Below are 18,638 nucleotides of genomic sequence, written 5' to 3'. Positions count from 1 at the left end.
GCGGTGCGGGGCGGCGCTTCCAGTGTGCCCCGCGCGCGTGGCCGGCCCGGACGGATCGGGACGCTCAGGGCTCATGGCGCCAGTTCTCGGCGAGGTCACCCCACAGGTACGCAGTGGCCTCGACGCCCTTGAAAAGCAGGTCGAGTTCCACTTTCTCGTTCGGGGCGTGCCAGCCGTCCGAGGGGACGGAGATGCCCAGGAACAGCACCGGGGCGCCGAGGACGTCCTGGAGGTCGGCAGCCGGGCCGGAGCCGCCCTCGCGGGTGAAGCGGACCGGCTGCTCGAAGGCACGGCTCATGGCGCGGGTGACCGACTGGAGGGCGGGGTGGTCCAGCGGCGTCAGGCAGGGGCGCGTGGCGCCGCTGAAGGTGACGTCGCAGCGGATCCCGGGAGGCACCTGCTCCTCCGCCCAGGCGCGGACGGCCTTCTCCACATGGCCGGGGTCCTGGCCCGCCACCAGGCGGAAGGACAACTTCACCATGGCGGAGGCGGGGATGATCGTCTTGCTGCCGTGGCCCTGGTAACCGCTGCCGATGCCGTTGACCTCCGCGGTGGGGCGGGCCCAGATCCGCTCCAGGGTGGTGTAGCCGGCCTCCCCGCGGGTGGCGTTCGACTTGGCCGTGCGCAGCCACTGCTGCTCGTCGAAGGGCAGCTCGGCGAAGAGTTCGCGTTCGCGGTCGGTGAGTTCGACCACGCCGTCGTAGAAGCCGGGGATCGCCACGCGCGCGTGCTCGTCGTGCAGGGCGGCGACCAGGCGGGCCACGGCCGTCGCGGGGTTGGGCACCGCGCCGCCGAAGGAGCCGGAGTGGATGTCCTGGGCGGGTCCGTGCAGACGTATCTCGCACTCGGCGAGGCCACGCATGCCGGTGCACACCGTGGGGGTGTCCTCGGACCACATGCCGGTGTCGGAAACGATCACGGCGTCGGCGGCGAGCCGCTCGGTGTGCTGCTCGACCAGGGCCCGGAAGTGCGGGGAGCCGGACTCCTCCTCGCCCTCGATCAGCAGCTTCAGGTGCACCGCCGGGGTGGTGCGGCCGGTGGCGGCGAGGTGGGCGCGCACCCCCAGGGTGTGGAAGAACACCTGGCCCTTGTCGTCGGCCGCCCCGCGCGCGTAGAGGCGGTTGCCGCGCACGACCGGCTCGAAGGGTTCGCTGTCCCAGCCGTCGTCCCGGGCGGCGGGCTGCACGTCGTGGTGGCCGTAGACCAGCACCGTGGGCGCCTGCGGGTTGTCGCAGGGCCACTCGGCGAAGACCGCGGGGGCGCCCGGGGTCGGCCAGACCTCGACGGTCGGGAAGCCGGTCTCCTTCAGTTTGGCGGCGAGCCAGTCGGCGCTGCGTCGTACGTCGGGCGCGTGGTCCGGCTGCGCGGACACCGACGGGATGCGCAGCCACGCGGCGAGGTCGTCGAGGAAGGCGGCGCGGTGCTGCTGGATGTACGTACGGACGACGCTGTCCGGGGTCTGGCTCATGGTCACGAGCCTATCGGCCCGCACCGACGTCCTCGGAGTGCGGTTCCTCACCGGCCCCCGCCCCTGTCCGCGCGCCCGTCCGGGCACCGGCCGCCCCGTCGGACGGGTCCTCCAGCAGCAGCCGCTCCAGGGCCGCGCGGTCCGGCAGCTCCGGGCGCACGACCTGCCCGCTGCGCACATACAGGAACGCGGCCGTGACCGACTCCGGCGGCACGCCCCGCTGCTCGGCCCAGGCCAGGCGGTAGACGGCGAGCTGGAGCGGGTCGGCGGTACGGGCACGGTTGGTCTTCCAGTCGACGATCTCGTACGTCGCCTCGTCCCCGGCGCCCTCCTTGTAGACGGCGTCGATGCGGCCCCGGACGATCCGGCCGGCGATCTCCAGCTGGAAGGGAGCCTCCACCCGGTAGGGCGTGCGGTGTGCGTACGGGGTGCGCTCGAAGGCCTCCTTGAGTGCCTCCAGGTCCCGTTCGTCGGCGATCTCGGCCTCGCTGCCGGGCAGTTCCTCCGGTTCCAGCATGGGCAGCATGAGCGCTTCGAAGCGGGCCTCGACCCAGGCGTGGAAGCGGGTGCCGCGCCGGGCCGCGGGCTGGGGCGGGCGGGGCATGGGGCGGGCGAGCTCCTGGGCCAGGCCGTCCGGGTCGGCGGCGAGGAGCAGCAGCTGGGACGCCGAGAGCGAGGCGGGGAGGGGGACCTCGGTGACGCTGTCGCGGGCGCGCAGGAGTTCGCCGGTGAGGGCGTCGAGGTCGCGGTCCCAGGAGGCGATGGTGCGGGCTTCCTCCGGGGTGAGGTGCGGGTGGTCCCGGCGACCGGGGCCCAGGTGCTCGGGGGCCTCGCGGTGGGGGCGGGCGGCCTGGGGCTCCGGTGGCGCCGCCTGATGGGGGAGGGTGGGGCGGACCGTCGCCCGGGCGTCACCGCCCGCCGCGTCTTCCCCAAAGGTGCTTTCGTACAGGACCTCTGCGACGGAACCCTCACCGACTGGGCCGTCGTCGAAGAGGTCGTCGTCGAACGGGTCCTCCTCAAAGGGCTCCTCCTCGAGGTGCTCCTCGTCAAGGGGCTCCTCCTCGAGGTGCTCCTCCTCGAGGTGCTCCTCGTCAAGGGGCTCCTCCTCGAGGTGCTCCTCGTCGAACGGATCCGGTTCGTCGTGCAGGGGGCTCTCGTGAGGGGGCTCGTCGTCCTCGGGGGGCGGCGGCCACTCCGGGTCGACGAGGTCGTCCGGGTCGTGCGTGGCCGTGGGGTGCCCGTCCTCCCGGGCCGCGAGGTCCTCCAGGTGGGCCAGGACGGTCTCGGCGGCCGCGCGGCGGCGGGCCAGGGCCGTCTCGTCCAGCGGCAGGGGCCAGACCTGGTCGGCCGTCGCCCGGTGCAGGGCGGGGTTCTCCTCGTCCTCGGCGGGTTCGTCCGCCCATGCCTCGATCTCGCCGTACCCGGCCTCGCAGTGCTCGTAGAGGGCCTGGAGGAAGGCGGACGGCCCCCGGCGCTTCTTCTGGGTCGGGCCCCACCAGTGGCCGGAACCGAGGAGGAGGGAGCGGGGCCGGGTGAAGGTGACGTAGCCGAGGCGGAGTTCCTCGGTGTGCTGGTGGTCCTTCATGGCCTCGTGGAAGGCCTTCAGTCCCTTGGCGTCCCAGGACTCCACGTCGGGCAGGGTGTCGGCGTCGCCGCGCAGCCCATGCGGCAGGACCTTGCCCTGGGAGGTCCACTTCTCGCGGCCCTGGCTGCTGGGGAAGGTGCCGGTGACCAGGCCGGGGACGACCACGACGTCCCACTCCAGGCCCTTGGACTTGTGGGCGGTGAGCACCTTCACGGTGTTGTCGCCGCCCGGGAGGGCGTTGTCGAGCCCCTTCTCGTACTGGGCGGCGGTGCGCAGGAAGCCGAGGAAGGCGAGCAGGGTGGCCTCGTTGTCGCCGGCGGCGAAGGAGGCGGCGACGTCCAGGAAGTTGGACAGGGTCTCGCGGCGGCGGGCGGCCAGGGCGTGCGGGGAGGCCGACAGCTCTACTTCGAGGCCGGTGACGGCGAGGACGCGGTGCAGGACGTCCATCAGCGGGTCGGCCAGGGAGCGGCGCAGCTCGCGCAGTTCGGTGGCGAGCCGGGCGAAGCGCACGCGCGCGTCGGACGAGAACGGCAGTCCGTCGTCGTCCCCGCGGCCGTCCAGAGGCGTCTCCAGGAACGTGTCGAGGGCGTCCGCGAGGGAGATCACCTCGGACGGGTCGACCCCTTCGACGGCTTCGGCGAGGCGGCGGTCCTGGTCGTCGTCGTCCGCCACGCGCGCGTGGGCCACGAGGAGCCGGGCACGCCTGCCCAGGAGGGCGAGGTCGCGTGCGCCGATGCGCCATCGGGGGCCGGTGAGCAGGCGCACCAGGGAGGCGTTGGCCCCGGGGTCCTGGAGGACCTCGCAGACGGCGACGAGGTCGGCGATCTCGGGCAGGTGCAGCAGCCCGGACAGGCCGACGACCTCGACCGGGACGTCCCGGGCGACCAGGGCGCCCTGGATCTCGGCGAAGTCGGTCGCCGTGCGGCACAGGACGGCGATCTCGCCCGGTGCCGTCCCGGTCCGCACGAGGTGGGCGACGGAGTCGGCGGCCCAGTCGATCTCCTCGGCGTGGGTGGGCAGCAGAGCGCAGCGGACCGTGCCGTCGCGTTCGGCGCCGGGGGCGGGGCGGAGGGCCTCCACGCCCGCGTGCAGGGCGCGCAGGGGTTCTGCGAGGCCGTTGGCGAGGTCGAGCAGGCGGCCACCGCTGCGGCGGTTCTCGCTGAGGGCCTGGCGGGTCGCGGGGCGGCCGTCGGCGTGGGCGAAGTGCTCGGGGAAGTCGTCGAGGTTGGCGACGGAGGCGCCGCGCCAGCCGTAGATGGCCTGGCAGGGGTCGCCGACGGCGGTGACGGGGTGGCCGGTGCCCTCGCCGAACAGGCCTGCCAGGAGGACGCGTTGGGCGACGGATGTGTCCTGGTACTCGTCGAGCAGGACCACCCGGAACTCCTCGCGCAGGAGGCGGCCCACCTCGGGGATCCCGGCGAGCCGGGCGGACAGGGCGATCTGGTCCCCGAAGTCGAGCAGGTCCCGCTCGCGTTTGACGGCCCGGTAGCGGGTGACCAGCTCGGCGAGTTCCCGCCGGGCGGCGGCCGCGTCGGGGACCTTGCGCAGGTCGGCGTTGCTGAGCTTGGCGCCCCGCAGCGTCAGCAGCAGTTCGGCGTCGTACGCGCGCAGGGCCTCGGGGCGTACGAGGTGCTCGGCGAGTTCGGAGTCCAGGGCGAGGAGGTCGCCGACGAGGTCCGGGAAGGAGCGGGTCAGGGCCGGGTAGGGCCCGGGGGCCTCGCGCAGGACGCGCGCGGCGAGCTGGAAGCGGGTGGCGTCGGCGAGCAGCCGGGACGTGGGCTCGAGACCGATGCGCAGGCCGTGGTCGGTCAGCAGCCGGCCCGCGAAGGAGTGGTACGTGGAGATCACCGGCTCGCCCGGCGGGTTGTCCGGGTCGATGGCGTCCGGGTCGGTCACTCCGGCCTTCACCAGCGCCTTGCGGACGCGCTCGGCGAGTTCGGCGGCGGCCTTGTTGGTGAAGGTGAGGCCGAGCACCTGCTCGGGGGCGACCTGGCCGGTGCCGACCAGCCACACCACGCGGGCCGCCATCACCGTCGTCTTGCCCGAGCCGGCTCCGGCCACGATCACCTGCGGGGCGGGCGGCGCGGTGATGCAGGCCGTCTGCTCCGGGGTGAACGGGATGCCGAGGAGCTCTTTGAGCTGTTCGGGATCGGTGATACGGGCGGGCACATCGAAAGGCTAGCGGCGGCCACTGACAGTGGTGACCGAACGGGGCTCCGGGGAGGAGGAAGCGCAGGTCGGCACCGGTGGTGCGATAGCTCACTCCACGACGTGACGCCCCTCCTGGCGCGCGCTGCACGAAGCCCGGAAAGCGCAGTGCGTGCAGTGCTGCCCGGCGGTCGGCGTGAAGCGTTCGTCGAGGACCTTGCCGGCGGCGGTGGCGAGCAGGTCGCCGACCCACTCCCCCTCCAGTGGCTCCTGGGCCTGCACCTTGGGCAGGCTCTCGCCGCCGTCGCGTTTGGCAGCCCCCTGCCGGAGATGGACGAGTTCGGCGCCGCCCGGCTCGGGACGCACACCGTCGAAGGCCTCGTCGACGGCACCCTCACGGACGGCCAGCTGATAGACGGCGAGCTGCGGGTGGCGCTCGACCTCCTTGGAACTGGGCGCCTGCTTGCCGGTCTTGAAGTCGACCACGTAGGCACGGCCGTCGCCGTCCGCCTCGACCCGGTCCATCTGGCCGCGGATGCGCACCTGGTAGTCGCCCGCTTCGAGGGTGACGTCGAAGTCGTGCTCGCTGGCCACGGGGGTGCGGCCGGTGCGGTTCATGACGTGCCATTGCAGGAACCGTTCGAGCGCCACGCGCGCGTTGTCCTTCTCCTGGGCCGACTTCCACGGCGCGTCGAAGGCCAGCGCGTTCCACACGGAGTCGAGGCGTTCCATGAGGACACCCAGGTCGGCCGGGGTGTGCCCGGAGGCGACCTCGTCGGCGAGGACGTGCACCACGTTGCCGAAGCCCTGGGCGGCGGTCGCGGGCGCGTCGGCCTTCACCTCCCGGCCGAGGAACCACTGGAGGGCGCAGGTGTTGGCCAGTTGGTCGAGGGCGCTGCCGGAGAGCACCACGGGCTGGTCGCGGTCGCGCAGCGGCACCTTGGACTCGGTCGGCTCGAACATGCCCCACCAGCGGTAGGGGTGCGCGGACGGCACCAGGGGGCGGCCGTCCTCGTCGGCGAGGGCGGCGAGCCGGGCCAGGCGGCGGGCGGCTGCCTCCCGGAGGGCGTCGGAGACCCGCGGGTCGACCGTGGTGGCGCGCAGTTCGGCGACGAGCGCGGCGACGGACAGCGGGCGTCGGGGCCGTCCGGTGACGTCCTTGGGTTCGACGCCGAGTTCGGTCAGGAAGCGGGAGGGCTGGTCGCCGTCGTCGGCGGGGGCCTTGACCGCGGTGACGACGAGGCGTTCACGCGCGCGTGTGGCGGCCACGTAGAACAGGCGGCGCTCCTCGGCGAGCAGCGCGCCGGGGGTGAGGGGCTCGGCGAGTCCGTCGCGGCCGATGCGGTCGGCCTCCAGGAGGGAGCCGCGGCGGCGCAGGTCGGGCCACAGGCCCTCCTGGACGCCCGCGACGACCACCAGGCGCCACTGGAGGCCCTTGGAGCGGTGCGCGGTCATCAGGCGGACGGCGTCGGGGCGTACGGCACGCCGGGTGAGCGTGTCGGCGGCGATGTCCTCGGCGTCGATCTCCGCCAGGAAGTTCAGGGTGCCGCGGCCGCCGGTGCGCTCCTCGGCGCGGGCGGCGGTGGCGAACAGGGCGCACACGGCGTCCAGGTCGCGGTCGGCGTTGCGTCCGGCGGCACCGCCCCGGCGGGCGGCCCGTTCCAGCCGTGTGGGCCATGGTGTGCCCTCCCACAGGTCCCACAGCGCCTCCTCGGCCGTACCACCGCCGGCCAGGCGCTCGCGGGCCTTGCGCAGCAGCGCGCCGAGGCGCTGGGCGCCTCGCGCGTACGTGGGGTCGTGCACGGCGAGCCGCTCGGGCTCGGCGAGCGCCTGTGCGAGCAGCACGTCGGAGGGCGGCGGCAGCGGGTTGCCGGCGGCGCGCTCCTCGTCGCGCAGGGCGCGGCCGAGGCGGCGCAGGTCGGCGGCGTCCATGCTCGCGAGGGGGGACGTCAGGAGGGTGAGGGCGGTTTCGGTGTCGAGCCAGCAGGTGCTGCCCTGGGGGTGCGCGGGAGGAGCACCCTCGGCGGACTCGTCCAGCGGCTCCGGGGACTCGTCGCGCGGGCCATCACCGACCTCGGCCTTTTGAAGGTCCGCCCGTTGAGCCTGCGCCTCCTTCGCCTCCTGGGCCGCGGCGAAGGACCCGGCCTCCGCCGCGGCCACCGCCCGCAACGCCGTCAGCAGTGGCGCCACCGCCGGTTCCTGCCGCAGGGGCAGATCGTCACCGTCGACGTCCACCGGGACGCCGGCCGCCGAGAGGGCGCGGCGGAGGGTCGGGATGGTGCGGGAACCGGCGCGCACCAGGACCGCCATGTCGCTCCACGGAACACCGTCCTCCAGGTGCGCCCTGCGGAGGATGTCGGCGATGTTGTCCAGCTCCGTCCCGGACGTCGGGTACGTGTACACCTCGACGCGGCCGCCGTCCCGCACCGGGGCGAGTGCGCGATGGGCGCGGACCTTCTCGGCGGGCAGGCGGGTCAGGGGCATGCGCTGGGTGAGCAGGCGGGTGGCGGCGAGCAGGCCGGCGCCGGAGCGGCGGGACGTCCGCAGCACCGAGACGGGGGCCGGGCGGCCGTCCGCGCGCGGGAAGGCGTGCGGGAAGTCCAGGATGCCGTTCACGTCGGCGCCGCGGAACGCGTAGATCGACTGGTCGGGGTCGCCGAAGGCCACGAGCGTGCGGCCCCCGCCGGCCAGGGCCTCCAGCAGCCGCACCTGAGCGGGATCCGTGTCCTGGTACTCGTCGACGTAGACGGCGTCGTACCGGGCGGCGAGCCAGGCCGCGACGTCGGGGCGGCGGGCGAGGAGCACCGCGCGGTGGACGAGTTCCGCGTAGTCGATCACGCCCTGCAGGTCGAGCACGTCGAGGTACTCGGCGAGGAAGGCGGCGGCGGCACGCCAGTCGGGTCGTCCCGTGCGGCGGGCGAAGGCGTCCAGGGCGTCGGGGCCGAGGCCCAGCTCGCGGCTGCGGGCGAGGACGGCGCGGACCTCGTCGGCGAAACCGCGGGTGGTCAGGCAGGCGCGCAGCTCGTCCGGCCAGCGCACGTGCGCGAGCCCGAGCCGTTCCAGATCGACCTGGCCCGCGAGCAGCTCCCGCACCGAGACGTCCTGCTCGGGTCCGGACAGCAGGCGCAGCGGCTCCACGAACAGGTCGCTGTCCTGGTGGGCGCGGACCAGGGCGTAGCAGAACGAGTGGAAGGTGGTCGCCCGGGGGGCGCGGGCGGCGCCGGTCCGCAGGGCCATGCGGTCGCGCAGTTCGACGGCCGCCCGGCGGCTGAAGGTGAGCACCAGGACACGCTCGGGGTCCCCGCCCCGGGCGACGCGCTCGGCCACGGACTCGACCAGGGTGGCGGTCTTGCCGGTGCCCGGACCTGCGAGGACGAGCAACGGACCGGCCGTGTGGTCAACCACGGAGCGCTGCGCGGCGTCCAGAAGAGGGGGGTCCATGCGGGCAGGGGGGGTACGTACCAGTCGGTAAGCGCCACGGCTCCCCCGCCGTACCCGGGGGTGCGACAGGCCGCTGGTGGAGGAAGAGGAGCTCACGTGGTTCGCCGGTTCTGGTGGAAGTGCTGGGTGGCGGGCCACCGCGCGTGGCGGGCGGTGACCGCGGGGTGACGGGGGCACGCGCAGCCGACGCTACGCCGACGGGTCAGGCGGAAGCAGGGCTTCCCCTTCTTCCCGTCGACCACTCCAGGCACACGTGGCGCTCATGCCCCTCGCCTCACGAACGTACGTCATGCTCTCGGTGTGCCCCGATTCCCCCGTACGGATCAGGGGTCACACGGGCGGCCGTCCGATGGCGGAAGCTGTCAGGTGTGTCCCTCCGCGCGATCACCGCCGTCCCACCGCGCGCGTCTCATGTCGATGCGCGGCAGGTGGCCCTCGGCGGCGCGGCTCGCCTCCTTCAGGGGCGTGCCCTCCGTCCGGTAGTGGCCGAGGGCCCGTTGCTCGTGCCCGGGCAGCAGGACGCCGTCCGCGCGGACGACCCGCCACCAGGGAGCGGCTCCGCCGTAGAGCGCCATCACACGGCCGACCTGGCGCGGGCCGCCCTCCTCCAGCCACTCGGCGACGTCCCCGTAGGTCATGACCCGACCCGCCGGGATCAGTTCGGCGACGTCGAGGACCCGCTCGGCGTACTCGGGCAGCGCCTGCGCGAGCTCGTCCTCGTACCGGCCCCCCTCAGGGCTCCTGTGCTCACTCATCCGCCCCATCCTGCCCCACCCCACCGACAACGGGCCGGGCGCGCTCCGGAGCGTTTCCCGCACCGGGCAGGGGCGCATCGGGCAGACTGTCCGCCCCCGCATGCGCACCCTGATTGCCCCATGTGCCGGTGCGGCATGCCACCATCGTGCGGGCGGTGACCGGTGATACGAGACCAAGAAGAGACGATGAAGCAGCAGGGTGCGCACCCCGAGAACACGGAGGGCATCTCTGACGCTTCGTCGCGCCCGGGCACTCCGGACCATGCTCCGAAGGGGGCCGCGAAGAAGACGCGCGCCGCCGCCGAGGAGCCCGACTTCGCACACATCGACGAGGTGGAGGGCGACGAACCGCTGCTCCCCGCGCGCGTGCACCGCCCGTCCGACCTGATGCGTCTGCTGGTGGGTGTGCTCGCCGTCGCGTTGCTGATCGGCATCGCCGCGTTCGCGCACGGCACCACCTCGGGCCTCGAACAGGACATCAACAAGGGCACCGGGCAGGCACCCGACCTGCTCATCAAGATCGCGGGGCTGGCCTCCAGCATCGCCATCCTGCTGGTGCCGGTCGCCTTCGCCATCGAGCGGTTGATCAAACGGGACGGGCTCCGCATCGCCGACGGCGTCCTCGCGGCGGTCCTCGCACACGGCGTGACCCTCGCCACGGACCTGTGGGTCGCCCGCGCCGCCCCCGACTCCATCCAGGAGGCGCTCACCCAGCCCTCCCCCGGCGACATCCACGCGCTGACCGACCCCGTGCACGGATACCTCGCCCCGGTCATCGCCTATATGACGGCCGTCGGCATGTCCCGCAGACCGAGATGGCGCGCGGTGCTGTGGGTCGTGCTGCTCCTCGACGCCTTCTCGATGCTCGTCACCGGGTACACGACCCCGTTCTCGATCATCCTGACCGTGCTGATCGGCTGGACCGTGGCCTACGGCACGCTGTACGCGGTCGGCTCCCCCAACGTCCGGCCCACGGGGCAGACGCTGATGGCCGGCCTGCGGACCGTCGGTTTCCGCCCGGTCAGCGCGTCACGCGAGGACACCTCCGACAACCCGGACACCGGGGACCGGGGTCGGCGCTACTTCGTCACCCTTGAGGACGGCCCGCCCCTGGACGTGACGGTGGTCGACCGCGAGCAGCAGGCCCAGGGCTTCTTCTACCGAGCATGGCGCAACCTCACCCTGCGTGGCTTCGCCACCCGCAGCAGTCTCCAGTCGCTGCGGCAGGCCCTGGAGCAGGAGGCGCTGCTGGCGTACGCGGCCATCGCGGCCGGCGCCAACGCACCCAAGCTGATCGCCACCTCCGAGCTCGGCCCCGACGCGGTGATGCTCGTCTACGAGCACAGCGGCGCACAGACCCTCGACTCGCTGCCGGACGAGGAGATCACCGACGACCTGCTGCGCGACACGTGGCACCAGGTGAAGGCGCTGCAGTCGCGGCGCATCGCGCATCGCAGGCTGGTGGGCGACGCGATCCTGGTGGATCGTTCCGGCACGGTGATCCTCACCGACCTGCGCGTCGGCGAGATCGCCGCCGGTGATCTGCTGCTGCGCATGGACACCTCCCAGCTGCTGGTGACGCTCGGCCTCCGGGTGGGCGCCGAGCGGGCGGTGGCCTCCGCGGTGGGCGTGCTCGGCCCCGACGCCGTGGCGGACTGTCTGCCGATGCTCCAGCCCATCGCGCTCAGCCGCTCCACGCGCGCGACGCTGCGCAGGCTGGCCCGGGAGCGGGCCCAGCGCGAGCGGGACGCGGTATTGGAGGCCTCCCGGCTGGCCAAGCAGGCCCGCCTGGAGGAACACGCGGACGACTCCGGGCCCGCCCTGGAGAAACCCGACAAGAAGGCCGTACGGGCGGAGCAGCGCGCCGAGAAGCGGGCGATCGACGAAGCCGTGGAGGAGGCGCGCGAGGAGGACCTGCTCACGCAGATCCGGCACGCGGTGCTGCGGATCAGGCCGCAGGCACCGGTCGAACCGGCGCGGCTGGAGCGGGTGCGTCCGCGCACGCTGATCAGCTTCATCGCCGGCGCGATCGGCGCGTACTTCCTGCTGACGCAGCTCACGCACATCGAGTTCGGGCCGCTCATCGCGAACGCCGAATGGGGCTGGGTCGCCGCGGCCGTGCTGTTCTCGATGTGCAGTTACGTCGCCGCGGCGATGGCCCTGCTGGGATTCGTACCCGAGCGGGTGCCGTTCGTGCGGACCGTGGCGGCGCAGGTCGCCGGGTCGTTCGTGAAGATCGTCGCCCCGGCGGCCGTCGGGGGTGTCGCGCTGAACACGCGCTTCCTGCAGCGCGCGGGAGTACGGCCGGGGCTGGCGGTGGCGAGTGTCGGCGCATCGCAGCTGTTCGGGCTCGGCTGCCACATCCTGATGCTGCTGTCCTTCGGCTATCTGACCGGCACCGAGAAGACGCCGTCGCTGTCGCCCTCCCGGACGGTCATCGCCGGCCTGCTGACGGTGGCGGTCCTCGTGCTCGTGGTGACCTCGGTGCCGTTCCTGCGGAAGTTCGTCGTCACGCGCGTGCGGTCGCTGTTCGCGGGTGTCGTGCCGCGCATGCTGGACGTGCTTCAGCGGCCGCAGAAGCTGGTCACCGGCATCGGCGGCATGCTGCTGCTGACGGCCTGCTTCGTGATGTGCCTGGACGCGTCGATCCGCGCGTTCGGCGACGACTCCACCTCGATCAGCATCGCCAGCGTCGCCGTCGTCTTCCTCGCGGGCAACGCCCTCGGGTCCGCGGCGCCGACACCGGGCGGTGTGGGCGCGGTCGAGGCGACCCTGACCGTCGGTCTGATCGCCGTCGGACTCCCGAAGGAGGTCGCGGCACCGGCGGTCCTGCTGTTCCGCCTCCTGACCCTGTGGCTGCCCGTCCTGCCGGGCTGGCTGGCCTTCAACCACCTCACCCGCAAACAGGCCCTCTGACCGCGCCGGACCGGGCTCGGGTACGTCGGCGCCCGTCCGCCCGGCGAGCAGCCTTATCGCCTCACCGAACCCTCCTACCTCGTACGGCACGCGTCCCGCGCGCCTGGTCCGGGGCCGCCGCAGGATGGAACCATGCCAACCCTCCTCCGGCTGCGCGCCGCCGCCCTGACCGCCTCAGCCGTGCTGCTGACCACCGTGCTGGCGGGCTGCGGCGACGACGCCCAGGACGAGGACGTGACGCGGCAGGAACTGAGCTGGAAGGCTTGCCAGGCCCCGGACGAGGCCCAGGGCGGCGGTCCCGCGCCCACTCCCCTGCCGGACGACGGTGAGTGGCAGTGCGCGACGATGAAGGCCCCGCTCGACTGGAGCGACCCCAAGGGCGACACGATCGGCCTCGAACTGATCAGAGTCAGGACCACCGGCAGCGGGAACGAACGCATCGGCTCGCTCGTCTTCAACTTCGGCGGCCCCGGCGGCTCGGGCGTCGCCACACTGCCCTCTTTCGCCAAGGACTACGAGAAGCTGCGCACCCGCTACGACCTGGTCAGCTTCGACCCGCGCGGGGTCGGCCGCAGCGACCCCGTGATCTGCGAGAACGACCAGCAGCTCGACGCCTACTTCCAGCAGGACGGCACGCCCGACGACGCCGCCGAACGCACCCAGCTCCTGGACAGCACCAAGGAGTTCAACGACGCGTGCGAGCAGAACTCGGAGAAGGTCCTGCCGCACGTGCGCACCACCGACGCGGCCCGCGACCTGGACCTGATGCGCCAGGTCCTCGGCGACGACAAGCTGCACTACTTCGGCATCTCCTACGGCACCGAGCTGGGCGGCGTCTACGCCCACCTGTTCCCCGAGCGGGTCGGCCGTGCGGTGTTCGACGCCGTCGTCGACCCCACGCGGGACCCCGAACAGGGCACTCTGGGGCAGACCAAGGGCTTCCAGCTGGCGCTCGACAACTTCGCCGAGGACTGTGTGTCGAAGACCGAGGAGTGCCCCATCGGCGACAGCGCGCAGGACGTGAAGGACCGCATCGCCCGGCTGCTGCACGACCTCGACGGCAAGCCGATCCAAGGCATTTTCCCCCGCCAGCTGACCCAGACCGCGGCGACCAGCGGCATCTTGCAAGCCCTGTACTCGAAGGACTTCTGGGACATCCTCACCGATGGCCTGGAAGAGGCCTACGACGGCAACGGCAGCACCCTCATGCTGCTCTCCGACTCGATGAACGGACGCAGCGAGAACGGCGAATACGACAACTCGACCGCCGCCTACACCGCTATCAGTTGCGCCGACGCCAAGCCGCGCTACGACGCCGCCTACGTCGAGCAACGGCTGCCCGAGTTCCGGGCCGCGTCACCCCTGTTCGGCGACGCCCTGGCCTGGGGCATGATCGGCTGCACCGACTGGGCCGTGGCGGGCGCCGCCGACCACCCGGACGTCAGCGCCCCGGGCTCGGCGCCCATCCTGGTCGTCGGCAACACCGGTGACCCGGCCACGCCGTACGAGGGTGCGCGGGCGATGGTGGACGCGCTGGGCAAGGGCGTCGGAGTCGAGCTCACGTACCGGGGCCAGGGCCACGGCGCCTACGACAGCAAGAACCCGTGTGTGCAGGGCGCGGTGAACGGCTATCTGCTGGACGGAAAGGTGCCGCCGGCGGGGACCGTCTGCACCTGACGCCCTCAGCTGTCCGGCAAAACTCGCAGGTCAGAGGGTTATCCACAGGCTGAGACGGCCGACGCGGGATGTGCCTACGATGGCCGGACCGCCATCCGCGGCACGAAGCGGACGGCCTGTGAGGGGGGGATGGGCAATGACGCGCTTCGTTCGGTGGTCCGCTCTGGCGGCCGCATCGGCCCTGCTGGCCGCGGGCTGCAGCGGCGGTCCGTCCGACGACGACAGGAGCGGGCTGTCGTGGGGGCGCTGCAAAGCCACGGCCGACGGGCCCGCGCCGAGCAGCGACTGGCAGTGCGCGACGCTGAAGGTGCCGCTGGACTGGTCGAAGCCGGACGGCGAGACGATCGGTCTGGGGCTGATCCGAGCCAAGGCGCGCGGCGGCGATCGCGTCGGGTCGCTGCTGTTCAACTTCGGCGGCCCGGGGGCGTCGGGCGTGTCCATGATGCCGTCGTACGCCCCGACCGTCTCCTCACTGCGCGAGCGGTACGACCTGGTGAGCTGGGATCCCCGCGGGGTGGGTGCGAGCGAAGGGGTCCGTTGCCGGGGAGACAAGGAGATCCAGGCCGCCGAGTCGGTGGACCTCACCCCGGACACCCCGGCCGAGGAGAAGGCGTTCCTGGAGGACGCCACCGACTTCGGCAAGGGCTGCCGGAAGGACGCCGGCAAGCTCCTGACCCACGTCTCGACGGCCGACTCGGCCCGTGACATGGACCGCATCCGTGCAGTCCTCGGCGACAGGAGGATGAACTACTTCGGCATCTCCTACGGCACCGAACTGGGCGGCACCTACGCGCACCTCTTCCCCAAGAAGGTGGGACGCATGACGCTGGACGCGGTCGTCGACCCCGGGGCGGACACCGTGGGCCACGCCGAGAACCAGGCGCGGGGCTTCCAGCGCGCCCTGGACAGTTACCTCGAGTCCACGGGCCAGGACCCTCAGGCGGGCTCGCGGAAGATCGCGGCCCTGTTGCAGCGGATCGACGCCCGCCCCCTCCCGGCGGGCCTGCCCGGCCGGAAGCTGACCCAGGCCCTCGCGGTGACCGGCATCATCCTGCCGCTGTACAGCAAGGACAGCTGGCCGACACTGACGAGTGCCCTCGACGCGGCCGAACAGGGCGACGGCTCGGAGCTGCTGGCCCTCGCCGACCGCTACAACGAACGTGCCCCCTCGGGGCGTTACGGCACGACGACCCACTCCCAGCGGGTCATATCGTGCCTGGACGACCGGCAGCGGCCGACGGTGGCCGGGACGAAGCGGCTGCTGCCCCGGTTCGAGAAGATCTCCCCGGTCTTCGGGACGTTCCTCGGCTGGGACACGGCCGGCTGGTGCCACGACTGGCCGGTGCCCGGACAGCACGACACCCCGGAAGTGAGCGCCCCCGGCGCGGCACCGGTGCTGGTGGTCGGCAACACCGGCGACCCGGCCACCCCGTACGAGGGCGCGCGCCGGATGGCGGACGAACTGGGCAAGGGTGTCGGAGTGATGCTCACCTGGCGGGGCGAGGGGCACGGTGCGTACGGCAGCGGGAGCGACTGCGTCGACTCCACGGTGAACGCCTACCTGCTGGACGGTTCGGTGCCGAAGGACGGCAAGGTCTGCTCATGACGACGGCGGGGGTCCCGGACACCCGTGGTGTCCGGGACCCCCGCCGCACGGGAAGCGAGGCCGGATACGGCTCAGTACACCGGCTTGGACGGCTCGATCTGGTTGACCCAGCCGATCACGCCACCGCCGACGTGCACCGCGTCCGAGAAGCCCGCGGACTTCAGCACCGCGAGGACCTCCGCACTGCGGACACCCGTCTTGCAATGCAGGACGATCTTCTTGTCCTGCGGGAGGTTCTCCAGGGCGGTGCCCATGAGGAACTCGTTCTTCGGGATCAGCCGGGCGCCCGGGATGGAGACGATCTCGTACTCGTTCGGCTCGCGGACGTCGATGATGTCGATGCTCTCGCCGTCGTCGATCCACTCCTTGAGCTGCTTGGGAGTGATCGTGGAATCGGCGGCGGCCGCCTGGGCCTCCTCGGACACGACGCCGCAGAAGGCCTCGTAGTCGATGAGCTCGGTGACGGTCGGGTTCTCGCCGCAGACCGCGCAGTTCGGGTCCTTGCGGACCTTGACCTGGCGGTACTGCATCTCCAGGGCGTCGTAGATCATCAGCCGGCCGACCAGCGGGTCACCGATGCCGGCGAGCAGCTTGATGGCCTCGTTGACCTGGATGGAACCGATGGACGCGCACAGCACACCGAGGACGCCGCCCTCGGCGCAGGAGGGGACCATGCCGGGGGGCGGGGGCTCCGGGTACAGGCAGCGGTAGCAGGGGCCGTGCTCGGACCAGAAGACGGACGCCTGGCCGTCGAAGCGGTAGATCGAGCCCCAGACGTACGGCTTGTTCAGCAGCACACAGGCGTCGTTGACGAGGTAACGGGTCGCGAAGTTGTCCGTACCGTCGACGATCAGGTCGTACTGGCTGAAGATCTCCATCACGTTGTCGGCCTCGAGCCGCTCCTCGTGAAGGATCACGTTCACGTACGGGTTGATGCCCTTGACGCTGTCGCGGGCCGACTCGGCCTTGGGGCGGCCGATGTCGGCCTGGCTGTGGATGATCTGGCGCTGCAGGTTCGACTCGTCGACCTCGTCGAACTCCACGATGCCGAGGGTGCCGACGCCCGCGGCGGCCAGGTACATCAGCGCCGGCGAGCCCAGGCCGCCGGCGCCCACACACAGCACCTTGGCGTTCTTCAGCCGCTTCTGCCCGTCCATCCCGACGTCGGGGATGATCAGGTGGCGGGAGTACCTGCGGACCTCGTCTACGGTGAGCTCGGCAGCCGGCTCGACCAGGGGTGGCAGCGACACGGGGACTCCGTTGGTCGGTCAATCACTACGGTTGTTCTCCCCGTAACAGTGCCATGCCCTTTTTCATTCCGAGACACCTGTTCCGACACGCGAGACGAATTCGTCCCAGTAGCCGGGCATGGCCTCCCAGGGGTCGGTGTGACCGCCCTCGTCCGTGTGGTCGGTGATCCAGACCGTCGCGGCGCCCTGCCACCGGGCGATGCGCAGTGCCTCGGCCAGGTGGGGGCGGGGCACGCCGTGGACGAAGTGGCAGAAGCGCTCGGGCGCGTGGTCGACGGTCCACTCCGCCACCTGCGACCAGCGGTAGTCGCTCCAGGGCCCGGAGAAGGTGACCAGCTGGTCGGCGAGATCGACGTAGCCGGGGTGCGGGTGGATGCCGTGGCCGAGGACGATGTGGGCAGCGTCACGGATCACGCGCAGCGTGGCGACGGTGCGGCGGACCTCGGGCAGCCCGGCGTGGTCGGCGGGGCAGCGCTCCAGGAGAAAGCCGTCGACCTGGTACCAGTCGACGAAGCGGTGGGCGTCCGAGATCAGCTCGCCGAAGTTGCGGGTGCCGTACCGGGTGTCGAGGTGGCCGAGGACGCGGATGCCCGCGTTGCGCAGGCGGCCGGCCGCCGCCAGGCAGTGCGGGTCGGGGCGCGTGCCGGGACCGTCGGCCACATTGAGGACCACCCAGTGCAGCGGGGTGCCGGGGCGGGTCAGCTCACCCCATTCGGTGGGGGCGAGGAGGGGATGGGCGTAGCCGGGCACCCCGACGCCGGGGCGGAGTTCCGTGCCCGAGGTGCTGCGCCGGAATCTGGTCAGATGCGGCACGCCGCCTCCATCCAGATGTCGGCGAGGGACTCCTCCAGGCCGATCCGGGGACGCCAGCCGAGCCGGTCGCGCGCGGTGCGCACGTCGGCCTGCTGCCAGCTGCCGCAGCCGTCCGGGTACGGGTACGCGACGGGGGGCGCGTGGTCCGGGTCGGGGCGGGGGTGGCCGATGGCCGTGCGCAGGGCGCCGGCAGGTCCGTCGAGTTCGTGGAGGGCGCCGCCGTACCCGGCGACCCGGGCGAGGACGGCGGCGGCGTCGCGCAGGCGCACGGCGCGTCCGGAGCCGATGTTGATGACGCCCTGCGCGGCGGAGAGCGAGGCGGCGTGGACGGCGCGGGCCACGTCGCGGACGTCGACGAAGTCGCGCTGGGCGCCGAGCCCGCCGAGTTTCAGTTCGCCGTCGCCGGACTGCATGGCGCGGCGCATGGCCTCGGCGAGACGGCCCAGCGGGGAGCCGGCGGGGGTGCCGGGCCCGGCCGGTGAGAAGACGCGCAGGACGACGGCGTCCAGGCCGGAGCCGAGGACCAGTTCGGTGGCGGCGAGTTTGCTGACACCGTACGGGCCGCCGGGCCGGGGCACCGCGTCCTCGGCGGTGGACGAGCCGGGCTGGCTCGGACCGTACTCCGCGCTGCAGCCGATCTGCACCAGCCGGGCGCCGCAGCCGCTGCGGCGCAGGGCCTCGCAGACAGTGGCGACGGCGACGGTGTTGTGGCGGGTGAGCTCGCGGGCGCCGCCGCGGGTGGCGCCGGCGCAGTTGACGACGACACCCGGGTGGACGGCGTCGAGGAAGCGGGTGAGGGCGCCGGGGCTGCCCGAGGCGAGGTCGAATCGGACGTCGGCGTCGTCTCCACGGCCGAGGGCGGTGAGCTGCACGGCCGGGTCGGCGAGCAGGCGGTCGGCGACGAAGCGCCCGATGTAGCCGTTGGCTCCGATCAGCAGGACTCTCATCGCGCGGCTCCCCATGTCGCCGGGGTTCCTGG

General features: G+C 72.7%; 10 protein-coding genes. 3 read left to right on the top strand and 7 right to left on the bottom strand.

Going from position 1 to position 18,638, the window contains the following annotated elements:
• Positions 1-64: 64 nt before the first annotated feature.
• From AB0B29_RS08345 to AB0B29_RS08330, 4 genes are all read right to left on the bottom strand, one after another.
• Positions 65-1,468, bottom strand: coding sequence for a dipeptidase (locus tag AB0B29_RS08345; RefSeq protein WP_362235566.1), 1,404 nt, complete (start codon positions 1,466-1,468; stop codon positions 65-67).
• A 10-nt stretch (positions 1,469-1,478) separates the two neighbouring features.
• Entirely contained in the window at positions 1,479-5,222 is a 3,744-nt protein-coding gene (locus AB0B29_RS08340) for an ATP-dependent DNA helicase (protein ID WP_362235563.1), read from the bottom strand.
• Positions 5,223-5,312: 90 nt separating this feature from the next.
• Entirely contained in the window at positions 5,313-8,738 is a 3,426-nt protein-coding gene (locus AB0B29_RS08335) for an ATP-dependent helicase (RefSeq protein WP_362235561.1), read from the bottom strand.
• Between the two features lie 266 nt (positions 8,739-9,004).
• Positions 9,005-9,406 (bottom strand): MGMT family protein, encoded by a 402-nt coding sequence (locus tag AB0B29_RS08330; RefSeq protein WP_436845802.1) that lies wholly within the window; start codon positions 9,404-9,406, stop codon positions 9,005-9,007.
• Between the two features lie 177 nt (positions 9,407-9,583).
• Here AB0B29_RS08330 and AB0B29_RS08325 point away from each other — a divergent pair, with 177 nt between their 5' ends.
• From AB0B29_RS08325 to AB0B29_RS08315, 3 genes are all read left to right on the top strand, one after another.
• Positions 9,584-12,313 (top strand): lysylphosphatidylglycerol synthase domain-containing protein, encoded by a 2,730-nt coding sequence (locus AB0B29_RS08325; protein WP_362235555.1) that lies wholly within the window; start codon positions 9,584-9,586, stop codon positions 12,311-12,313.
• Positions 12,314-12,445: 132 nt separating this feature from the next.
• The gene (locus AB0B29_RS08320) at positions 12,446-13,990 is read left to right on the top strand and encodes an alpha/beta hydrolase (protein ID WP_362235552.1); all 1,545 of its coding nucleotides are present in this window, start codon (positions 12,446-12,448) and stop codon (positions 13,988-13,990) included.
• A 136-nt stretch (positions 13,991-14,126) separates the two neighbouring features.
• Positions 14,127-15,596 (top strand): alpha/beta hydrolase, encoded by a 1,470-nt coding sequence (locus AB0B29_RS08315; protein ID WP_362235550.1) that lies wholly within the window; start codon positions 14,127-14,129, stop codon positions 15,594-15,596.
• Positions 15,597-15,667: 71 nt separating this feature from the next.
• Here AB0B29_RS08315 and moeZ read toward each other — a convergent pair whose 3' ends face one another.
• From moeZ to AB0B29_RS08300, 3 genes are all read right to left on the bottom strand, one after another.
• Positions 15,668-16,846, bottom strand: coding sequence for an adenylyltransferase/sulfurtransferase MoeZ (gene moeZ, locus AB0B29_RS08310; protein ID WP_362235547.1), 1,179 nt, complete (start codon positions 16,844-16,846; stop codon positions 15,668-15,670).
• 63 nt (positions 16,847-16,909) lie between these two features.
• Entirely contained in the window at positions 16,910-17,659 is a 750-nt protein-coding gene (locus tag AB0B29_RS08305) for a spherulation-specific family 4 protein (protein WP_362235544.1), read from the bottom strand.
• A complete protein-coding gene (locus tag AB0B29_RS08300; protein WP_362235542.1) occupies positions 17,647-18,606 on the bottom strand; it encodes an NAD-dependent epimerase/dehydratase family protein in 960 nt (319 codons plus the stop codon). The genes AB0B29_RS08305 and AB0B29_RS08300 overlap by 13 nt, the downstream gene beginning before the upstream one ends.
• Positions 18,607-18,638: the final 32 nt, after the last annotated feature.

This window comes from Streptomyces tibetensis, assembly GCF_040647715.1.
GTDB lineage: Bacteria > Actinomycetota > Actinomycetes > Streptomycetales > Streptomycetaceae > Streptomyces > Streptomyces tibetensis_A.
Note: the sequence above shows the minus strand (reverse complement) of the source record. Positions and strands in the feature narration are given on the sequence as shown.